The 19710-nt window shown below is 65.8% G+C and carries 15 protein-coding genes; 8 read left to right on the top strand and 7 right to left on the bottom strand.

From position 1 onward, the window contains the following. Nucleotides 1–111: 111 nt before the first annotated feature. On the bottom strand, nt 112–687 hold the full coding sequence (locus GO488_RS13195; protein WP_162318292.1) for a metal-dependent hydrolase: 576 nt from the start codon (nt 685–687) through the stop codon (nt 112–114). Continuing rightward, nucleotides 687–1694, bottom strand: a complete 1008-nt coding sequence (locus tag GO488_RS13200) for a DUF1616 domain-containing protein (RefSeq protein ID WP_162318293.1) — start codon at nt 1692–1694, stop codon at nt 687–689. Before GO488_RS13200 ends, GO488_RS13195 begins: the two co-directional genes overlap by 1 nt. A 364-nt stretch (nt 1695–2058) precedes the next feature. Between GO488_RS13200 and GO488_RS13205 the strand changes: the two genes are divergently transcribed. After that, entirely contained in the window at nt 2059–3150 is a 1092-nt protein-coding gene (locus GO488_RS13205; RefSeq protein ID WP_162318649.1) for a DegT/DnrJ/EryC1/StrS family aminotransferase, read from the top strand. Next, nucleotides 3147–4136: a Gfo/Idh/MocA family protein gene (locus GO488_RS13210; RefSeq protein ID WP_162318294.1), complete on the top strand. Its 990-nt coding sequence runs from the start codon at nt 3147–3149 to the stop codon at nt 4134–4136. Before GO488_RS13205 ends, GO488_RS13210 begins: the two co-directional genes overlap by 4 nt. Nucleotides 4137–4343: 207 nt before the next feature. On the opposite strand, the gene GO488_RS13215 is transcribed toward GO488_RS13210, so the two are convergent. Further along, nucleotides 4344–5912 carry a hypothetical protein gene (locus GO488_RS13215; RefSeq protein ID WP_162318295.1) on the bottom strand — a complete coding sequence of 523 codons (1569 nt, stop codon included), beginning with the start codon at nt 5910–5912 and terminating at the stop codon, nt 4344–4346. A gap of 308 nt (nt 5913–6220) precedes the next feature. On the opposite strand from GO488_RS13215, the gene GO488_RS13220 reads away from it, so the two are divergent. The 6 genes from GO488_RS13220 (at nt 6221) to GO488_RS13245 (ending at nt 14072) form a co-directional block, all read left to right on the top strand. Then, nucleotides 6221–6805 carry an acyltransferase gene (locus GO488_RS13220; RefSeq protein WP_162318296.1) on the top strand — a complete coding sequence of 195 codons (585 nt, stop codon included), beginning with the start codon at nt 6221–6223 and terminating at the stop codon, nt 6803–6805. Then, nucleotides 6802–8133 carry a nucleotide sugar dehydrogenase gene (locus GO488_RS13225; protein ID WP_162318297.1) on the top strand — a complete coding sequence of 444 codons (1332 nt, stop codon included), beginning with the start codon at nt 6802–6804 and terminating at the stop codon, nt 8131–8133. The genes GO488_RS13220 and GO488_RS13225 overlap by 4 nt, the downstream gene beginning before the upstream one ends. Before the next feature lie 340 nt (nt 8134–8473). Next, nucleotides 8474–9136 carry a DUF7344 domain-containing protein gene (locus GO488_RS19845; protein WP_194242922.1) on the top strand — a complete coding sequence of 221 codons (663 nt, stop codon included), beginning with the start codon at nt 8474–8476 and terminating at the stop codon, nt 9134–9136. 255 nt (nt 9137–9391) lie between these two features. Then, nucleotides 9392–9973, top strand: a complete 582-nt coding sequence (locus tag GO488_RS20150) for a helix-turn-helix transcriptional regulator (protein WP_338401342.1) — start codon at nt 9392–9394, stop codon at nt 9971–9973. A gap of 574 nt (nt 9974–10547) precedes the next feature. Next, a complete protein-coding gene (gene glmS, locus GO488_RS13240) occupies nt 10548–12362 on the top strand; it encodes a glutamine--fructose-6-phosphate transaminase (isomerizing) (protein WP_162318299.1) in 1815 nt (604 codons plus the stop codon). A gap of 27 nt (nt 12363–12389) precedes the next feature. After that, nucleotides 12390–14072: an asparagine synthase-related protein gene (locus tag GO488_RS13245; protein ID WP_162318300.1), complete on the top strand. Its 1683-nt coding sequence runs from the start codon at nt 12390–12392 to the stop codon at nt 14070–14072. A gap of 444 nt (nt 14073–14516) precedes the next feature. On the opposite strand, the gene GO488_RS13250 is transcribed toward GO488_RS13245, so the two are convergent. From GO488_RS13250 to GO488_RS13265, 4 genes are all read right to left on the bottom strand, one after another. After that, the gene (locus GO488_RS13250) at nt 14517–15092 is read right to left on the bottom strand and encodes a DUF7344 domain-containing protein (protein ID WP_241692942.1); all 576 of its coding nucleotides are present in this window, start codon (nt 15090–15092) and stop codon (nt 14517–14519) included. 583 nt (nt 15093–15675) lie between these two features. Beyond that, a complete protein-coding gene (locus GO488_RS13255) occupies nt 15676–17070 on the bottom strand; it encodes a sensor histidine kinase (protein ID WP_162318302.1) in 1395 nt (464 codons plus the stop codon). A gap of 488 nt (nt 17071–17558) precedes the next feature. After that, complete coding sequence (locus GO488_RS13260) at nt 17559–18125, bottom strand: HalX domain-containing protein (RefSeq protein WP_162318303.1); 567 nt, start codon at nt 18123–18125, stop codon at nt 17559–17561. A 127-nt stretch (nt 18126–18252) separates the two neighbouring features. Next, nucleotides 18253–19515 carry a DUF7504 family protein gene (locus GO488_RS13265; RefSeq protein ID WP_162318304.1) on the bottom strand — a complete coding sequence of 421 codons (1263 nt, stop codon included), beginning with the start codon at nt 19513–19515 and terminating at the stop codon, nt 18253–18255. Between the last annotated feature and the right edge of the window lie 195 nt (nt 19516–19710).

Here is a 19710-nt window from a genome sequence, read left to right on the forward strand (position 1 = left end):
TCGTCATCTCGTCGCTGAGGTCCCTTACCGAGGAGACGAAGCGGTCGTCGTAGGGAAACGGTCACACGGGTGCAACAGTTTCTGCAACGGCCACCGAGCGACGCGGAAGCGTCAGTGCGGATCGGCGGCCCAGTCCCACAGTTCGCGGACCACCGGCGCGCCGTCGGCGAGCCACAGAATCGCCGCCAGCAGCAGCGGTCCGAAGTAGATGGCGAAGACGTACGGTCCCGCCGACGAGCCGAGCAGTTCGATGAACTCGCCGACGTAGTAGACGAACTTCTCGACGAACGAGAGCTCCGAGTGCGACCCGGGGAGGACGACGACCGGCCAGAGCACGCGGGTGACGGTGTAGGCCCCGCCGGTCAGGACAGCGAGCATGACGTCGCCGACGAGGTGGGACCACCAGCCGACGAGCACCGCCAGTCCGAGTCGGACCCGGTCGTACTTCCAGCCGACGGCGAGCGCCGCCAGCCCCAGCGGGACGGCGACGAAGACGGAGTGGGCGACCGCGTACCCGCTCGGAAACACGGACAGCGACCACGACAGCGGTTTGTCGACGAGGTCGGGCAGCTGCGTCGCGAGCGCGAGGACGATCACCTCACGGCCCGCGATGGTGTTGACCCCGAGCGCGCGACGAGTCAGCGAGTACAGCACGTAGCCGAAGGCGAGATGCCCCCAGGGGAACATCAGTTCTCCCCCGACTCCCTGGGGTCGCCCGCGGGCCAGAAGCGCGCCTCGCGGTAGGCGTTCGCCGCCGACGGGTCGTCGGGCGCGTCGCCGCGGAAGAGCAGCACCTGCACGCGGACGTTCTCGCCGCCGCCCTCGAAGGTCTTCTCTATCTGCTCGGTCTCGCCGGCGGCGACCCCGGTCTGGAATCGGTCGGTGACGCGCTCCTCTCGGACCTGCGTCCGATTATCGCCGACCGAGACCCGCTGACGCTTGACGACGACCGTGTACTGCATCTCCTCCTTCTCGTGGTTGGCGATGACGACGTTCGCCGGGACGGAGCCGCCGTCGACCGGCTCTTCGACGCCGAGTAGGTACTCGCCGTTCTCGTCCAGGAGGTAGAACTCCGTGGAGTCCTGGTCGTGCGACGGGAGCGTCGGGCCGACGGCCGCGTAGGCGACGCTGGAGAGCAACAGGAAGATGGTGGCGACCAGGACGAGGTTCAGGACGCGGTGGCGGTCGCTCTTGACCTCGAAGGGCGAGTGCTGTCGCGCACCGCGGCGACTCGTCGTGAAGTACTTCTCCAGACCCTCGGCGAGTCCGCCGCGGACTCGGAACCGGCGTTCGGCCGGGAGTCGGGCCCGGCGGACGAACGCCGCCAGAGTCAGGACCGCCGTGACGACGATCGTGCCGCCGAACACCGGCGGGCCGCGGACGCCGTACGGCGTGAAGTTGGACACGAGCGCGATGATCGGGACGATGGCGACCGACGCCGCGATGGCGAACCCGGCCCGTTCCAGCGGCGTCAGGCTCCACCCCTCGTCGTTTCGGGCCGCCTGGTTTCGGGGCGCGTCCGGATAGAAGAAGCTCACGAGCGCGTACCCCGGCAAGAAGAGAATAGCGGGCAGCAAGAGGGGGACCCTGAGCAGCGCTCCCCCGGGCGGTTCGACTACCACGACGGCCGTCGCCGCCCCGAGCAACAGGAGCACGGCGAGTAGGTCGGCGACTGTACCGAGGCGTTCGTTCATCGGTTGGCCGGAAGCACCCGAGCCTGATAAGCGGTCAGGATCGTTCGAGTTCAACGGTTCTGAACCCGATCTGATAGCCGCCGCCTAAGGAAAACCGAGCCGAACGGGGGGTGATTTAGCCACCCATTCAGCGACGACTGGCCGGGGGCTAAACGGCGGGAGCGCGCTTACCTCGCCCATAATAAAGCCCTGTCTGGTGCACTAGAAGTCTGAAGACGGCGGAGCGGCCGCCCAAATCGACCATGCATCCGAGTGAGCAAGGGACTGTCGCGCCGTGCGACGAACGACCGACCGAATCGCAGACCCCGTCCGCGCCTCGTTCGCGGGCGGCCGAACGATACCAGCCGAGACGGGTGAGCGACGGATGGTAGAGATCCCCATCGCGTCGCCGACGATCGGCGAGCCCGAGCGCGACCGCGTCCTCGATGTCCTCGACTCGGGCTACCTCGCCGCCGGCGACGTCGTCGAGGAGTTCGAGGCCGAGTTCGCCGACTACTGCGAGGCCGACCACGGCGTCGCGGCCACCAACGGGACCGCCGCGCTCCACGCCGCGCTCGAAGCGGTCGGCGTCTCCGAGGGCGCGAACGTGATCACGACGCCGTTCTCGTTCGTCGCCACCGCCAACACCATCCAGTTCGCGGGCGGGACGCCGGTCTTCGCCGACATCGACCCCGAGACGTACAACCTCGACCCCGAGAGCGTCGAGGAGAAGATCCGCGAGAGCGACGACCCGGTCGACGCCATCGTGGCGGTCCACCTCTACGGCCTGCCCGCCGAGATGGACGCGCTGCGGGACATCGCCGACGACTACGACGTGGCGCTCGTCGAGGACGCCTGTCAGGCACACGGCGCGCGCTACGACGGCGAGCCCGTCGGCGCGATCGGCGACGTCGGCTGTTTCAGCTTCTACCCGACGAAGAACATGACCTCGGGCGAGGGCGGGATGATAACGACCGACCGCCAGGACGTCGCCGACGCGGCCGAACGCTTCATCAACCACGGCCGCGAGGTCTCGGGCTACGACCACGTCGAGGTCGGCCACAACTTCCGGATGACCAACATGGAGGCCGCCGTCGGCCTCGCCCAGCTCGAACGGCTCCCGGAGTTCAACCGCAAGCGCCGCGAGAACGCCCGGAAGCTGACCGAGCGACTCTCCGACACGCAGGTGGAGACGCCCACGGAACCCGAGAACCGCCGGCACGTCTACCACCAGTACACGGTCCGGTGTCCGGACCGCGAGGGGCTGAAAGAGACGCTCTCGGACCACGGCGTCGGCAGCGCGGTGTACTACCCGACGCCCATCCACGAGCTCGGAGCCTACGAGGAGTACAGCGCCTCGGCACCGGTCTCGGAGCGGGCCGCCGACGAAGCGCTCTCGCTTCCGGTCCACCCGGAGGTCGACGACGACGACATCGAGCAGATAACCGCTGCCATCACTGAAACGCCGCTACTATGACAACGACTACACCCACCCCCGTCGGCGTGATCGGCGTCGGAAGCATGGGCCGCAACCACGCCCGCGTCTACCGCGAGCTTCCGACCACCGAACTCGTCGGCGTCTACGACGCGGACGAGGAGAACGCGCGCGCCGTCGCCGAGGAGTACGACACGCGCTATCGCTCGCTGGACGACCTGCTGTCGGCCGCCGAGGCCGTCTCCATCGCCGTCCCGACCCAGTACCACTACGACACCGCCCACGAGTGCATCGACGCGGGCGTCGACGTCCTCGTCGAGAAGCCGTTCGTCTCCGACGCCGAGGAGGGCGAGCGCCTCATCGAGTTCGCCGACGAGCGCGACGTCAACATCCAGGTCGGCCACGTCGAGCGGTTCAACCCGGCGGTCAGCACCCTGCTGGACCTCGTCGAGGACCTCGACGTCATCGCCGTTGACGCCCACCGCCTCGGCCCGCCGCTCGACCGCGAGATCGACGAGTCGGCCGTGATGGACCTGATGATCCACGACATCGACATCCTGCTGGCGCTCGTCGACGACGAGGTCGAGTCGGTCGACGCGGTCGGCAACCGCAACGCCCGCTACGCGAGCGCGAACCTCGCCTTCGAGTCCGGCGTCGTCGGGCAACTGACCGCCAGCCGCGTCACCCAGGAGAAGGTCCGGAAGCTCACCATCTCCGCCGAGACCTGCCGCGTGACCGTCGACTACATCGACCAGACGCTGGAGGTCACCCGCGGCTCGGCCCCCGAGTACATCCGCGAGGACGGCGAGTTCACCCACCGCCACGAGAGCTTCGTCGAGCAGCTGAGCGTCGAGAACCGCGAGCCGCTGAAACACGAACTCGACGCCTTCGTCGAGTCGGTTCGCACCGGAGCCGAACCGCCGGTCACCGGCGAAGACGGCCTGCGCGCCCTCGAACTCGTCAAGGAGATCGACGAGCTCTCGAAGGACGCGACCCGCAAGACCCGCAAGCCCGCCACCACGCAGTAGCTCACTCGCCCGGCGGCGTCGTCCCGACGCCGCCTCGGTTCGTGGTCGATTCCCCTCGTTTTCTACGCTGTGACGCTCCGAGAACCGTCTCTCGGACGAAGACTCGCAAGCGGAGGTGTCCGGCTCGAAGAGACGAGTCGCCGGTCGTTCGGTAGCGACACCATCGAAAAGTGACCCGGTTCGGTGCCGAAGGAAGAGTGCGACGGCCTACAGCATACAGCGGAACGAATCGTCGTCGCTCCCGGACTCGGTCGGCGCGTCGGTGGCGGTCCGTCGCGTCGCCGTCTCCGTCGAGGCGTCCCCGGACGTGCCGTCCGACGTGTCAGTCGGCGCGTCCGTCGCCGTCGATTCCGACGTCTGGGTCGCGGTGTCGGTCGATTCTTTAGTCCGCGTCTCGGTCGGTTCCTGGGTCCGCGTTTCCGTCGGTTCCCGCGTCGTCTCCGTCGGCTCTTCGGTCGCCGTTTCGGTCGATTCCTGCGTCGCCGTTTCGGTCGGTTCCTGCGTCTCCGTCTCCGTGGATTCCTGCGTCGTCTCCTCCTCGGCGTCGGTGCCGGCGGTGAGCTTCACGAGCGTGTTCGTCCCCGAGGCGAGCAGGACCGCGTAGCCGCCGTCCTCGGTCTGGAGGACGTCGGCCACGCCGTCGGCCTCGGACTCCGTGAAGAGGTACCGCCACTGCTCGGTCCCGTCGCCGTCGGTGCGGACGACCGTCGGGGCGTACTCGGCAGCGGTGTCGACGCTCATGTAGCCGGCCACGGCGTAGCCGCCGTCCTCCGTTTCGAGGACGTGCTTCCCGAAGTCGGTATCCCCGGCGGGACCGTCGAACTCCGCGCGCCACGTACGCGCGCCGGAACCGTCGAGCTTCCCGAGGACCATGTCCTCGCGGCCCTCGTCGCGGCCGGTGTAGGCGTAGCCGCCGTCGCTCGTCAGCGCGAACTCGTGGTTGTACGGGGTCGCGCCGTAGTCGATCCCGAGCGTGACTCGCCGCTGAACCTCGCCGGCGGAATCGAGCACCAGTCCGGCACAGGTGTCGTCCGCATCGACCGCCGCGTGGTAGCCGCCGTCTCGCGGCCGGACCCACTCGACGCTGAAGCCGTCGTAGTTCTGTTCCCACGCGATGCTCCCCGAGCCGTCGAGCTTGGCGAGCCACGCGCTGCCTTCGAAGGTACCCCCGGCGAGGAAGCCGCCGTCGTCGGTCGCCGTCGCCGTCAGGAACAGCGAGTCGTCGCTGTTGCCCGCGTCGAGGTCGGCGCTCTCGTCGTCCTCGAAGGCGTCGTGCTGGACGACCCACGCCACGTCGCCGCTCGCGGTCACCTTCGCCGCTTCGGCGACCTTACCGCCGACCAGATCGTCGCCGCCGTTAGTCGGATTCGTCGCGTATCCGACGACGACGACGCCGCCGTCCGCGGTCTGGACGATATCGCAGAGGGAGACGTCGTTCGTCTCCGGATCGCCGTCGTCGACGAACGCGACCCACTCGGTCGAGCCGTCGGCGGCCGCCTTGACTATCCCGTACTGCGCCCCGTCGCTCCCGGCCGGCGCGCCGGTGCCGGCGAGGGCGTAGCCGCCGTCGGCCGTCTGGGTCGCCGCGGTGAGGTGGACGTCGTACGCCTCGTCGCTGTAGTTCCGTTCCCACGCGACCGCGGGACCGCTTCCGCTCTCCGTCCGGGTCGCAGTGGCGCTGGCCGCGGTTCCGCCGACGAGCGCGGCACCGGCGGCCGCGAGACCGGTGACGAACGTTCGGCGGCCAATTCGGGCGGGGGGGCTGTCCTGAGACATGCGTCCCGTATTATGTCGAGCTACCCGCATTATTATGAATTAGATAAGCGGCGTTTTCAGCGCCTGAACTGCGTGTTTTCGTCGGGACTGCCGCCGCATAACCCTTATCGCCTTTATAATAAACCCGGTAGGGGTACTCCGTTGGAATAGCCCACGGGCCGGACCGGCCCGAGGGGGAAACGTGATTCCGATGAAATCGAGCAAGACACTGGTGGTCCTCGCGAGCATCGCCACAGTCGGCCTTCTCCTGCGCCGATTCAACAGCAGCGGCGCGGCCGCAGCCGACGTCGGCGACACAGAGGTGTAGCATGGCTGCGACAGACCTGGGCCGCGACTGTGACATCGACGAGGGCGCGACGGTCGGCTACCGTCACAGCGAGGACGCCGACCCGACCGTCGTCGGCAACGACGCCCGCATCCGCTCGGGGACGACGATCTACACCGACGTCGAGATCGGCGAGAACCTCATCACCGGGCACGACGTCCTCGTGCGCGAGAACACGACCATCGGCGACGACGTCGTCGTCGGGACCGACACCGTCATCGACGGCGAGACGACGATCGGGTCCGACGTCAGCCTCCAGACGGGCGTCTACGTACCGCAGAACACGACCATCGGTGACAACGTCTTCGTCGGACCGAAGGCCGTGCTGACGAACGACCAGTATCCCATCAGACAGAAGTCCGAACTCGTCGGCCCGACCATCGAGGACGGCGCCTCCATCGCGGCGAACGCGACGATTCTCCCCGGCGTCACCGTCGGCGAGGACGCCTTCGTGGCCGCCGGAGCCATCGTCACCGACGACGTCCCGGCGGAGACGCTCGCCATCGGCGCACCGGCGGAAGAGAAACCCCTTCCCGAGCAGCTCAGCGGCGGAAACCAGATAGCATGAGCGAATCAGTCTCACACAGAACAGGCGAACAGAGCGCCCGTCCCGAGGGCGAACAGATATGCGTCGTCGGACTCGGCTACGTCGGCATGCCGCTCGCGCTGGCGTTCGACGACGAGGGGTTCGAGGTCACCGGCTTCGACATCGACCCCGAACTCGTCGAGACGCTCAGCGACGGCAACGACCCGACCGGCGAGGCCGGTCACGACCGGGTCGCCGAGAGCGACGTCTCCTTCACCGCACAGCCCGACAACATCGTGCGCGCTGACTACGTCATCCTCACGGTGCCGACGCCCGTCGACAACACGCAGAACCCGAACTTGGACTTCGTGAAGGGCGCGGCCCGCACCGTCGGCGAACACATCTCCGAGGACACGACCGTCATCCTCGAATCGACGGTCTACCCCGGCGTGACCGAGTCCGAACTCGCCCCCATCATCGAGGAGGAGTCCGGACTGACCGCCGGCGAGGAGTTCAACCTCGGCTACTCGCCCGAGCGCCTCTCGCCCGGCGACGGGGGCAAGACCTTAGAGGAGGTCGTGAAGATCGTCAGCGGCGACACCGACGAGACGCTCGAGGACGTGGCCACGCTCTACGAGACGGTCGTCGACGCGGGCGTCTACCGCGCGCCGAGCATCCAGACCGCCGAGGCGGCGAAGGTGATCGAGAACGTCCAGCGCGACATCAACATCGCGCTGATGAACGAACTCGCCATCATCTGTGACCACATGGACGTCGACACCCACGAGGTGTTAGACGCCGCCGGGACGAAGTGGAACTTCCACGACTACCGGCCCGGCCTCGTCGGCGGCCACTGCATCCCGGTGGACCCGCTGTACCTCGCTCACGGCTCCGAGCGCGCGGGCTACACGCCGAGTCTCATCCTGCAGGGCCGCGAGGTCAACGAGTACATGCCGAAACACGCCGCCGAGCTCACGATGCGCGGGCTCAACGAGGCCGGGAAGGTCCTCAAGGACTCCTCGGTGCTCGTCCTCGGGCTCTCCTATAAGCCGAACGTCGGCGACATCCGCACCTCCGAGGTGGACGAGGTCATCACCGAACTGGAGACCTACGGCATCGACGTCGAGGGGTACGACCCCCACGCCCAGGACGACGCGATGGCCGAGCACTTCGGGATCCCCATTCAGGACACGCCGGACTTCGAGGGCTTCGACGCCGTCTTCCTGGCGACGCCCCACGACGAGTTCGACCGCTTCGACCTCTCGAAGGTCGCGGGCGCGCTCAACGACGATCCGGTGCTCATCGACGTGATGGCGGACGTAGACGAGGCCGACGCGACCGAGGCCGGCTTCATCTACGACCACCTCTAATCGCGCGCCGACCGACGGACTCGCGTTCGACCCCCTGAATCACCAGTTCTGCCCGATAGTCGACTCCCACCAGCGAACGTTCACCGGTCACCCAGACCTGTCAACGGAACGTCCAGATACGTACCAAACGACTCATATTGTGGGTCGTTTAATGGCCTATCCACCGGTCTGGACGCCTCACGACCGCGCTTTAGACTGCGTGATCGATACGGTATAATCAAACCCGTAAGGTGCAGGGATGAATAGAACAGTTGTGCAACGATTGGAAACCGTTTGAAATCGATTGCAATGGCTTCCCCCCTTTATCTATGCCCGGGGTAATCGGATGAATAGAACACCAATGGCTGTAACCGCAGAGCAGACCGACGACGTTTCGACCCAGAGCGAGACAGACACTGCGGACGACGGGGACGACGCGCCCACGGCGATCTCGAAAGACGACCTCTTTCACGTCCTCCAGAACGAGCGGCGGCGTCGCGTCCTCGCGTACATCATCCACAACGACGGTCCCTTCGAGATGCGGACGATCGCGGAGCAGGTGGCCGCGTGGGAACACGACACCACCGTCCGCCAGCTCATGTCCGACGAGCGCCAGCGGGTCTACATCGCGCTGTACCAGTCCCACCTGCCGAAGCTCGACGACATCGGTCTCATCGAGTACAATCAGAGCCGCGGGGTCGTCGAGGCGACGGCGCTGCTCGACAGCGTGAGCAAGTACGTGGACTCGCCGGAAGTGGCCGCGCGCTCGGACGACACGGTCTCCATCGACGACGCGGACGAGCCCGAGGCCGCCGACGTGGACGACGACGCCGAAGACGACGCGGACGCGCCCGCGGGCGTCAGCCAGCACGCCGCGTTCATGGGCGTGACGACGGTGAGCCTCCTCCTGACCGCCGGCGTCTGGTCCCAGGCGATCCCCTCGACGCTGCTCTCAGGCCTGCAGACGGCCGTCGTCGTCACCGCGCTGTTCGCACTGACCTCCGTCGCGTCCGCGTGGACGTAAGCCGACGAGTCGTTCTGACCGGATCGAGAACTGTACGTTTATCAATCACATCAGCCGTCTGCGTCCGAGTTTAACGGGAGAGAAACTATCCCACAAAGGGCCCACTGTGTGAACAGTGACTGACAGTGCTTCCATCCCAAACCGCACGTGAGACGAGAGCCGGCAGCGCACTTTCGGGGGGCCTCCGTGCCCCGGGAGCGCGATGACGCTATGTGGGCAGACGCCCGCATCGCTGGGCCGAGACTGGGAGTGCCGATGGCGGCCGTCGTCGGCGTGCTGGTCTTCGGCGTCGGCCTCTCGGGCTGCGTCGGCACGGTGAGCGCAGCACCGGTCGACCAGCCGACCGACACTCGACACGCTCAATCCCACGCCGTCGAAGCCGCCGACGGGCTCCCCTGTGAGTCCGTAGTCGCGAGCCTCGCGGCCGCGACGGGGTCGGCGAAGACCGAGACGCAAGAGGCGCTCGACGCTCGCTTCACCAGTACGAACGTGTTCTCGCCCGTCTCGAACCCCTCCGTCGTGTTGCTCGCGAGCGGCGGGCTCCTCGCGCTCGTCCTCCTCTCGCTCATCCGCGTCCGCGAACGCCTCTTCGGTGGCGGCGACTCCGACGGTTCGGACGACGACCAGGAGCCCTGGAAGCCGCTGACCGACGCCGACCGCGTCGAGCAGCTGCTCGCCGAGAACGACGGCTACATGAAGCAGTCGGAGATCGTCGAGCAGACCGAGTGGTCGAAGGCGAAAGTGAGCCGCCTCCTCTCGCGGATGGCCGACCGGGACATCATCCGGAAGGACAAGGACGGCCGCGAGAACATCATCGTCCTCAAGCATCGCGGATAGCGCGAGCGTCGTCGGCCGCTCGATTCGGACCGGCGCGGCGGCGACCGGGAAGCGATGAACGGCGCTGAACGGAGTGAACTGTCAGTTCGCGCGCGCTCACGCGAAGCGTGGATATTCCGCGGGTCGGTCGATAGCCCGATCGAGCGTTCCGACCGTGTCGCGCCGTACACGCCGCTCTATCTCTCGTTCTTGTGACAACCCTTGCCATCGAGACCGCGGGGCCGTGCTCAGGGGATCAACCTCCGGACGGCGGGGCGTCGAAACGGAATTACACACCTGATAAGCGCCACAAACGGAGGTGATAAGCAAAGACCCGGAAACCGACCGTCGCTCGGGTGATTAAGCCGAAACAACCGAAACGATGGGGGTACTGTTGTGCTTCTGTCGGAATTACGTCACCCGAGTCCTTAACGAGCAGATAGTAATGCCCCATCCCGGTGTACGGTAGAAGCGAGAGAACCGTAGACTCACGCAATCATGATGAGTACTATTCGCCCTTCGTCTGACCGGCCCCGAACCGCACCAACGCGAATCACTCCGTCGAGCCCCGCCGCCCGCTCGGAGGCGTACTGAGATGTGTGGGATCATCGCCTGCGTCGGCACGAACGACGCGGTGGACCGGCTGATCACCGGCCTCGAGAACCTCGAGTACCGCGGCTACGACTCCGCCGGGATCGCCGTCAAGAACGGCCACGGCGTCTCGATATACAAGCAGTCGGGACAGATCAGCGACCTGAAGAACACGATCGTCCAGAACCTCCCCGACGGCGAGATCGGTATCGGTCACACCCGCTGGAGCACGCACGGCCCGCCCACGGACGAGAACGCGCACCCGCACACGGCCGAGTCCGAGCGGGTCGCCGTCGTCCACAACGGCATCATCGAGAACTACGAGGAGCTGAAGAGCGACCTGCGCGCGCGTGGGCACGAGTTCGAGAGCGACACGGACACCGAGGTCATCCCGCATCTCATCGAGGGGTACATGGACGAGGGCGCGGACGCGCGTGAGGCGTTCGAGCGCACGATCGACTCGCTCGAAGGGAGCTACGCGACGGTCGCGCTCGTCGAGGGCCACGAGAAGCTGCTGGCGACGCGACAGGACTCCCCGCTCGTCCTCGGCCAGCAGAACGGCGAGTACTATCTCGCCAGCGACGTCCCGGCGTTCCTGGAGTTCACCAATCAGGTCAGCTACCTCGAAGACGGCGACGTCGCCGAGGTCAGCGCCGAGGGCGCGACCATCACCGACGCCAACGGCGAGGAGGTCTCCCGCGATATCGAGACCGTCGAGTGGGACCCCGAGGAGACGGGCAAGGGCGCGTACGACCACTTCATGCTCAAGGAGATCGACAGCCAGCCCGAGTCGCTCCGCAAGACGATCCAGGGTCGGGTCGATCCCGAAGCGGGCGAGGTCACCCTCGATGCCCTCGAGGAAGGCGATCTGGAGGGCGTCGAACAGGTCCACCTCGTCGCCTGTGGGACCTCCTACCACGCGGCGATGTTCGGCAGTAACCTGATGAACCGCCGCGGCATCCCCGCGACGGCCCACCGGGCCAACGAGTACACCGATACCATCCCCGTCGACGGCGACACGCTGACGATCGCGGTGACACAGAGCGGCGAGACCGCCGACACGCTCACCGCGATTCGCCGCGCCGAGAAGAAGGGCGCACAGACGCTCGCGGTGACCAACGTCATCGGCTCGACGGTCGCACGCGAGGTCGAGACGCCGGTGTACATCCGCGCCGGCCCGGAGATCGGCGTCGCCGCCACCAAGACCTTCTCCTCGCAAGCGGTCACGCTGAGCCTGCTGGCCGAACACTTCGCGGACGACCTCCCGCAGGGGACGCCGCGGGAGGACCGCGAGGAGTTCCTCGCCGCGCTCGAACGCCTCCCCGAGGACATCCAGCGCCTCCTCGACACCACGGAGGCCGAGCGACTCAGCCGTCACCACCTCGATAAGGAGGCGTTCTTCTTCATCGGCCACGAACTGAACTACTCCGTCGCCCTCGAAGGCGCGCTGAAGTTCAAGGAGATCACCTACGAACACGCCGAGGGCTTCCCGTCGGGCGGCCTCAAACACGGCCCGCTGGCGCTGGTCACCCCCGAGACGACCATCTTCACCCTCCTCGGGTCCGGTCCCTCTACTCAGACTCGGAGCAACGCCGAGGAAGCGCGTGCCCGCGGAGCGAACATCGTTACGGTCGCCCCCGAATCCGTAAACGTAGACGACGTGGCCGACGAGCGGCTGACGATCCCGGACACGCATCCGGACCTCACCAGCCTGCTCGCGAACATTCAGCTGCAGTTGGTGTCGTACTACACGGCCAGACAGCTCGAACGGCCCATCGACAAGCCCCGCAACCTCGCAAAGAGCGTCACAGTCCGATAGCGTGTCTCCCGAAATATCTTCCCACTGATGAACACCGAGGTATTCGGAGTATTCGGCGACCGCGAGGCGTTCGAGCAGTTCGCCGCTCCGGCGAAGTACGACCGCGTGTTGGAAGGGAGAGAGGTGACTGTCGGCGTCAGCGACGTCGCTCTCGGACTCCCCGGCCGGACGCAGGTCTACGACGACGAGGACGGTCTCTGCGTCCTCTGGGGCGAGGCGTTCATCGACGACGCCGGGAGCACGTCGACGGCGAAACACCTCTACGACGCGTTCGGCGACCGGGGGGCGGACGCCCTCGGCCTGGTCAACGGATCGTACCTAGCAGTCATCGAACGAGCGGGGACCGCGCGCGTCTTCACCGACCAGCTCCGCAGTTGGGAGTGTTACTACACCGACGCTCCGGGCGTTCGCGTCTTCGGGAGCGACGCCGCTCACGTCGGCCGCACCATCGACGACGCCTCGCCGGACCGGGGCGCGATACGCGAGTTCACGCACTTCGGGAACGTCTTCACCGACCGAACCGCGGTCGAGGATCTGAGGCGGGTGCCCTTCGACGGGTTTCTGGGCCCCGACGGGACCGGGGAGTTGCGCCGGTTCGTCTACCGGCCCGCGGAGTTCGATTACGCGAGCGAACTGGCCGAACGCATGGAGCGCGCGCTCGAGCGACGGAGCGGCCTCCCCGGCCAGAACGGCCTCTTATTGAGCGCCGGATACGACTCCCGGATAATCCTCTCGCAGATCGACGACATCGACCGCTGTTACTCCATCGGTTCTACGGACGCCGACGAGGTACAGGTCGCCCGCCTGCTCGCCGATCAGTACGACGCCGAGCACGACATCTTGGAAGTGGACGCCAGCTATCTCCAGACGCTGTACGACGTGGTCCAGTACACGCAGGGGCTACGCGAGTCAGTCCACATCCACCACCGCGGCAACGACCCCGAGATACGGGCCGATAGCATCTACCACGGGCTGTTTTTCGATACGATGTTCCGCGGGTATTTCCTCCCTCGGGACGGGTTCGAGATGTTCGGGCTCACGTTCCCGCGCAATCGACTCGAACCGGACCCGGACGTGGCCAGCCACTACTGCGACCTGTTGGGTTGCTTCCCGGACCCAGACGTCCGCGAACGGGATTGGGAGATGCTCGACGAAGCGGCCGGGCGGCAGTTCGCCGAGGAGACGATACGGCCGGCCTTCGAGAAGTGCCTCGACCGAGCGGACTCGGTGTACAACGCCATCGATTTACTGGGGGTCAAGCTGAAACCGACCCTGCCGTTCCGAGCGCACCTGGCCGACAACTACATCGAGAGTTTCATCGCCGCCGACGCGGAGTTGGTCGAGTGGCACCTGATGACGCCACCGGAGCACCGCAACGACCAGGTGTTCCTCGACGCGCTCAAGCAGATAGACGACGATATCCTCCACCACCGACCGCCCGACCGCCCCCACGACTCCTATCGGGTCAACCAGGTAGAGAAGTTCCTGCGACGGAAGCTTCCCGTCGTCGACGCGTTCGATACGGCGTGGCCGGACCGCGACCAGATCTACGCCAACAACAACATGGACCAGCAGCTGTTCCCCGAGACCGAGTCCATCCACGAACTCGCTCCGCGGACGAAGCTCCGCATCAACGACGTCGCGAGTTGGCTCGACGCCACGCTCGACCACTCGGTCGCCCCCGACGAAGTGATTCGAGCGAAGCGGTGACCCTTTCCACGTCCGAGACGGGCAGACCGCTCTCGCCTTGACACCTCAGAAGACCGGAACGCCGAGCGCACAGCGAACCGACGAGCGCGACCCGACGACAGACGAGACCGAGTATCCGACGCGTCGTACTGCGACGACCCCTGAGTGGGGGGTTGAAAACATCCGAGACGGGACCGCCAGCGACCTCCGTGCGACTTCGAATACCTCGACTCCGGTCAGTCGTTCTCGGAGCGATGCGAGACCGCCGCGTGACCGCCGTGCCTCGATCGACTCGTAGAGGCCTCGCTATCGCTCCGTGAGAGCGGTCGTCTAAACGTCTCGTTCGAGACTCGACTGTCGCTCGACGCGTCACCTGTCGGTGCTACGTGAGAAGAGCACGAGGGGATGCCGGCCACCGCGGCCCGCGGTGGGGCATCCGCATACCGGGCAGGACGAACTGCGCCTCTACGCCAGAACGCCGTTGGTGACCATCGTGAACAGCGTGAGTGCGACGAGCCCGACGACCGTGACCGCGAGCATCGTCGGCAGCGCCAGCCCCGCGGCCGCGCTCCCGACCACGAGGGTGCTCAGGCCGAGCGCCCCGCTGTAGTAGGGCGCGTTGGACCCGTCCGGCTCCTCGGCCGACTCGTCGGCGTCGTCCTCGTCGGCGTCGAGGTACGGCGAGAGCTGGTCGGCGACGGCCGTGCGCTTGACGATCCCGCGGCTCTGGTTGTACTCGATGACGCCCTCGTCGTCGAGCTTCGGCAGGTGGGACTGGTACAGCGCGATGTAGACCCGCTGGCGCTCGTCGCTGGTCAGCGCCTGTACCGTCGTGTCGTGCTCCCACGCGGCCACCTGCTCCGCGAGGTCGCGCATGCGGACTTCCTCGTCTTCCCCCTCGAGATAGCGGAGCGCGTCGCGGCGACGGCGGTTCTGCAGGAGGTGGAAGATATCGTCCTTAGCCAGATCACGCACACGCGTGGCGTCGTCGGTCTCGGCGAGTTCGTCTTCGAGCTCGGACTGCTCGGTAGGGTTCTGCATCGTGCTCATTGCTCTACCCAGTCTTACAGAGTACGGGGTAATAAGGACCTAAATCCGTCTCAGCGGTTGCAGACGGTTTCGACGCGGGTGGTCGCGGAAACCGGCCACCAGAGGATTCCTTCCGGGGAAACGTACTATTTCAGCCGATAAACATCCTCATAACTAGTCCCGCCGTTGATGCGGATAGTTTCGGACGCTTCGTAACTGTTTCACTCGTTCAGTAAGCTTCACTAGCCCCGAAATTCGGCGTTTTAGCCATCTAGTCCTACTGTTGGCAGAAACGATAAACGCTCCGTACACCCTCACGAACAATTAGTAGGCTGTCATGAAATAGTCGCTCGACTGTCGTGAAATGGTTAGAAAACTTTACTGAAATGGTCAGTTTATCGCGCTAGTCGGCGGGAGTACGGCCTATTTCGTGAGTGTTGGTCACATCCGGCTAGGAGGCCTACGCAGCGATAGGTCATCTCCCCGAGAGTGGCGTGATAGCGGTTCTCGTGGCTATTGAGACGATAACGAACCGATTACCGAGGTGCGAGAAAAAAGCCGCTACCGGTATCTGACCGGCCGTCTCGACATCGCCTCAGCGGAACTCGACGCCGCTGATGTCGAACCGTGCACCACCGGTGTCGCTCTCACCGACCTCCACCCGCCACCCGTGGGCCTCACTGATCCGCCGCACGATGGTCAGCCCGATACCGACGCGGTCGTCGGCCGCGCTGTATCCCCGCTCGAAGATTATCTCCTGCTGGTCGGCGTCGATCCCCGGTCCGTCGTCCGCGACGTAGAAACCGTCGTCGTAGCTATCCACCTCCACCACCACCTCCGGTCCCCCGTGTTCGACGGCGTTCTGGAAGAGGTTCTCGAAGACGACGCCCAACCGGTCGGCGTCCGCGACGAGGGATTCACCGCCCGCGCAGTTCAGCGTCGCGTTGGTCGTCTCGACGGCCCTCCACGCTTCCTCGGCGACGGCACCGAGGTTGATCTGTTTCGTGTCGTCGACGGCCTCGCCGCGCCGCGCCAGGTCGAGCAGCGTGTCGATCATCGTCTCCATCCTGTCGAGCGCGTCGGTTATCTGGTCGAAGGCCGCCTTCTCCCCTCGTTTCGCCATTCCGAGATACATCTGTGCGATACCCAGCGGGTTCCGCAGTTCGTGCGCCAACATCGACGCGAACTCGTCGAGCCGCCGGTTCTGCCGTTCGAGCTGGCGCTCGTGACGGCGTCGCTCGGTGACGTCTCGCAACACGCCGATTATCTCGCCTGGTTCCCTGTTTTCCGGCGTGTACGCCGTGTTCACCTCCGCGTACCGCGTCTCGCCGTCCGGCGTGACGTAGCTCACGGTCACCGGATTCCCGTCGTGTGGCTCCGTCAGCGTCGCCGCCGTCTCCGGGGGAAACGCGTCGATCTCCTCGAATCGCTTTCCGGTAACATCCCCCGATTCCAGGCGTGTCAGCGTCCGAAACGCCTCGTTGACCGCCCGAATGTGGCCTCCGGAATCCAGCACGAAGACCGGGTCCGGCCCCGTCTCGAAGAGCGTCCGAAAGCGCTGTTCGCTCTGCTCTTTCTCGCGTGCCAGCGCCACCGAGAGCTGTCGCCGTTCGAGCAGTCCGTCGATACGCGCCGTCAGAACCGCCTTCGCGACCGGCGTCGTGACGACTTCGTCCACGTACTGCCACGTCATCGGGTTGCGAACCGACGACTCCTCGGAACTCACCAACAGGTACGGCAGAAACGTGGTCCTCTCGTCGTCTTTTCTGTCTTCCAGCCGGTCTCGACACCGGGAGAAGAGCGTCTCGTCGACGATACAGAGGTCGAAGGGCTCTTCGACGTCTGTACCCCCCTCGCCGACGACGACGTCGTACGACGCGGCGAGCAAGTCCACGAGTAGCTCGCGGTTCTGCTCGTGGCCGATGAGCAAGAGGACGCGGTCGCTCTCCGTCGACGTCGTTCGATCGGCAGCGTTCTTCTCGGTCGTCATCGGTAGATGCCATCTCGCGTTCGGTCACGTCCTCCGCCTCGGACGCCGATGGCCTTCCGTCTCACCCCGTAACTCCACGTGCCGGAGAAAAAATATTGTCCATCAGGTAACTGATTCCGGCTTCGCTCACCTGGAACGGCCCGCTGTCCGGTTCGGTCTCCTCGATAGGGCCGTCGTAACGCCGCGGTCCCCGAGATCGCGAATCAGCGTATGGAGCGCTCGACGACGCGGACCACGAGTGCCCCAGTTCCGTCATCGCCCGAGCCGGGAGTTTATCGCCGCGACGCGAGCGAGAACCGCCGCTTCGGTCTCGTCGGAGAGATAGACGATCGAGCGTTCGTCGTGCTGCGGACGAAACCGCCGTTCAGCGCTTCGCCGACGGAGATACCGGTCGAGACGCGGCGGGAGAACAGTCGGTCATCTCGCTTTCACGTGCGAGCGTCGACCCGACAGAGCCGTATCGGGGGACCGAAATCCGGGACGGCGGCTCACTTCCGGCCGTTCTGAAACTCGGCCCGCAGGTCCTGATCGTCGAGCGCACCGGTCGTATCCGACAGCTCGGCGCGAAGCCGCAGCAGTTCACGCTGGAGCGTGTCGTACTCCTCGCTGTTGTCGAGTTCGGCGTTGCTCTTCTTCGATTCCAGCGCCGCCTTCTTCGACGCCAGCGAGAGGAACTCCTGCATCTGGTTGTCGTACTCCGAGCGGCGGAGACACGTCTCGACGGCGTCCCGGAGCTCCTCCGGTTCGGAGACCGGCTTCTCGAGATAGGCGTCGAATCCCAGTTCCAGAATGTCGAAGTCGGGTTCGACCGCAGAGACCAACACGACGCGACAGTCGAGGCCGCGTTCGTTGAGGACCTCGAGCACTTCCTCGCCGGAGATGTCCGGCATTCGTCTGTCCAGCAGAACGATGTCGACTTCTTCGTCGAGTTTGTCGAGCGCTTCCGTACCGCTGTAGGCCGTCTTGACGGCGTACTCCTCGGAGATCCACTGAGCGTAGCCGTCCGTAATCGGCTGCTCGTCGTCGACAATCAGGACAGTCGCTTGCTCCGGCATGTGTCAGTAGTCTTCGGCCCCAGTCGCGCGGTGCGCGCCGCAACTCGTCGGTTGCGTACCACGTCGTCGTCGGACGGTGGCGTACTGGTCCTGCCGTAGTGGTTGTGTCATATTCATAGTATCGGTCTCAGTCGGATTTCTCCTGTAGGAACGGCGACTTCGCGGACTCCGGCTCGTAGCCCGCGAGGAAGACGAGGTTCCCGCGGCCGACCTGCACCCGAGTGATGACCCCCTTCTCCTCCATCGCGGAGAGCTTTCGGCTCACCGTGGACTTCGACCACGTCGTCTCCTCGGTGACGTCGGTCTGTTTCATCCGTCCCCCGTACTTGGTGAGCAGCTGGCAGATGAGGTCCTCGTCGGTCATCATCGCCTCGTCGGGGATCTGCTCGATCTCCGACTCGCTCGTCTCGGGTTCGGTGACGTCCGCGTCGGAGACCGAATCGGATTCGGGACCGGGATCGGGTCCGGGTTCCGCCCCTGCCGAATCGTCGCCGGCGGTATCGGTCGACGCGCCCCCGTCGACCGCCTCCGAAGGGGTGTCCGGTTCCGCGGCGGTTTCCGGACCGCTCGTCTCGGCCGTCTCTGTCGCCTCAGTCGGTTCGGTCGGTTCGTCCGCAGTCGACGCGGTCGCGTCGCCCGACCCGCCGAATCCGGAGAAGCGCTCGAGGACGCCGCTGATGGCCCCGAGAACCCCTTGGTCTCCGGATTCGGGTTCCGCCTCGGTCTCGGACGTGTCGTGGCGCTGCGCGTGACTGTCCGTCGAGGCGCGCTCGCTCTCGGCGAACGTCTCGGCGACGCGCCACTCGCCGTCTTCGAACTCGACGACCGCGTCGAACAGCGGCTTGAGCGTGTTGATCGTCTCTACGTCGTGGACCTCCGGGTCCATCTGGTAGAACCCGATGGCGTCGTTCTGGACCCGATGGGTGAGGATGTGGAGATAGCGAAACGCCGTGTCGAAGTCCACGTACTCGAGGAGGAGCGTGAGCGTCTGGACGGAGACGACGGTCTGTCTGTCGTTGTTCCGCCAGCGGGTCAGCGACTCCGTGACCGGCGCGATGATGTCCATCGGTTCGCGCGGGTCCACTTTCGAGACCGTTATCGACGTGTCGTCACTGACCGACGAGCTCTCGATCTCGTTGGTCACCTCCGCGCCGTTCGCGTGGGTGAACGCGAGCGCGCCGGGCAGTTCGCCGATCTGGCTCTTCCAGTCTTCTATCCAGGTGTCCGGCGGCTGCGTGTAGGTGATCGCCACCACGTTCGTCTCGGCGGGGGCACTCGTCGCCGTTATGAGTTCGAGGAACGCGCTGTTACCCGCCGGTGTCAGCGGGGCGAGTACCAGCACGTTCGAGGCGTCGGCGAGACGCCCGTCTTCGATCGTATCACTCGTCATCGTTCTCTCGTCGGTCAGCGAGCGCCTCCACCCGGCCACTCGGCAGGTAGTTTGGACGACCCGGCGGTCCGTCTACGGCAATCCGTGCGTTTTTCGATGCCGTTCCGGTGCTCGGTCGCGTGTTCTTGTACTTCCATCGTTCCGGAAAGGACCGACTGTTCGGGCGTCGGAATTCCTTATACTACCACATGCGTG

Origin of the sequence: Haloarcula limicola (genome assembly GCF_010119205.1) — an archaeon.
Classification (GTDB): Archaea; Halobacteriota; Halobacteria; order Halobacteriales; family Haloarculaceae; genus Haloarcula; species Haloarcula limicola.

Excerpts from the sequence above, each read along its gene's own strand:
- GO488_RS13195 (WP_162318292.1), bottom strand. The coding sequence starts at position 687 with ATGTTCCCCTGGGGGCATCTCGCCTTCGGCTACGTGCTGTACTCGCTG.
- GO488_RS13250 (WP_241692942.1), bottom strand. The coding sequence starts at position 15,092 with ATGCAGAACCCTACCGAGCAGTCCGAGCTCGAAGACGAACTCGCCGAG.
- glmS (WP_162318299.1), top strand. The coding sequence starts at position 10,548 with ATGTGTGGGATCATCGCCTGCGTCGGCACGAACGACGCGGTGGACCGG.
- GO488_RS13225 (WP_162318297.1), top strand. The coding sequence starts at position 6,802 with ATGAGCGAATCAGTCTCACACAGAACAGGCGAACAGAGCGCCCGTCCC.
- GO488_RS20150 (WP_338401342.1), top strand. The coding sequence starts at position 9,392 with ATGGCGGCCGTCGTCGGCGTGCTGGTCTTCGGCGTCGGCCTCTCGGGC.
- GO488_RS13220 (WP_162318296.1), top strand. The coding sequence starts at position 6,221 with ATGGCTGCGACAGACCTGGGCCGCGACTGTGACATCGACGAGGGCGCG.
- GO488_RS13260 (WP_162318303.1), bottom strand. The coding sequence starts at position 18,125 with ATGCCGGAGCAAGCGACTGTCCTGATTGTCGACGACGAGCAGCCGATT.
- GO488_RS13245 (WP_162318300.1), top strand. The coding sequence starts at position 12,390 with ATGAACACCGAGGTATTCGGAGTATTCGGCGACCGCGAGGCGTTCGAG.
- GO488_RS13210 (WP_162318294.1), top strand. The coding sequence starts at position 3,147 with ATGACAACGACTACACCCACCCCCGTCGGCGTGATCGGCGTCGGAAGC.
- GO488_RS13200 (WP_162318293.1), bottom strand. The coding sequence starts at position 1,694 with ATGAACGAACGCCTCGGTACAGTCGCCGACCTACTCGCCGTGCTCCTG.
- GO488_RS19845 (WP_194242922.1), top strand. The coding sequence starts at position 8,474 with ATGGCTGTAACCGCAGAGCAGACCGACGACGTTTCGACCCAGAGCGAG.
- GO488_RS13215 (WP_162318295.1), bottom strand. The coding sequence starts at position 5,912 with ATGTCTCAGGACAGCCCCCCCGCCCGAATTGGCCGCCGAACGTTCGTC.
- GO488_RS13265 (WP_162318304.1), bottom strand. The coding sequence starts at position 19,515 with ATGACGAGTGATACGATCGAAGACGGGCGTCTCGCCGACGCCTCGAAC.
- GO488_RS13255 (WP_162318302.1), bottom strand. The coding sequence starts at position 17,070 with ATGACGACCGAGAAGAACGCTGCCGATCGAACGACGTCGACGGAGAGC.
- GO488_RS13205 (WP_162318649.1), top strand. The coding sequence starts at position 2,059 with ATGGTAGAGATCCCCATCGCGTCGCCGACGATCGGCGAGCCCGAGCGC.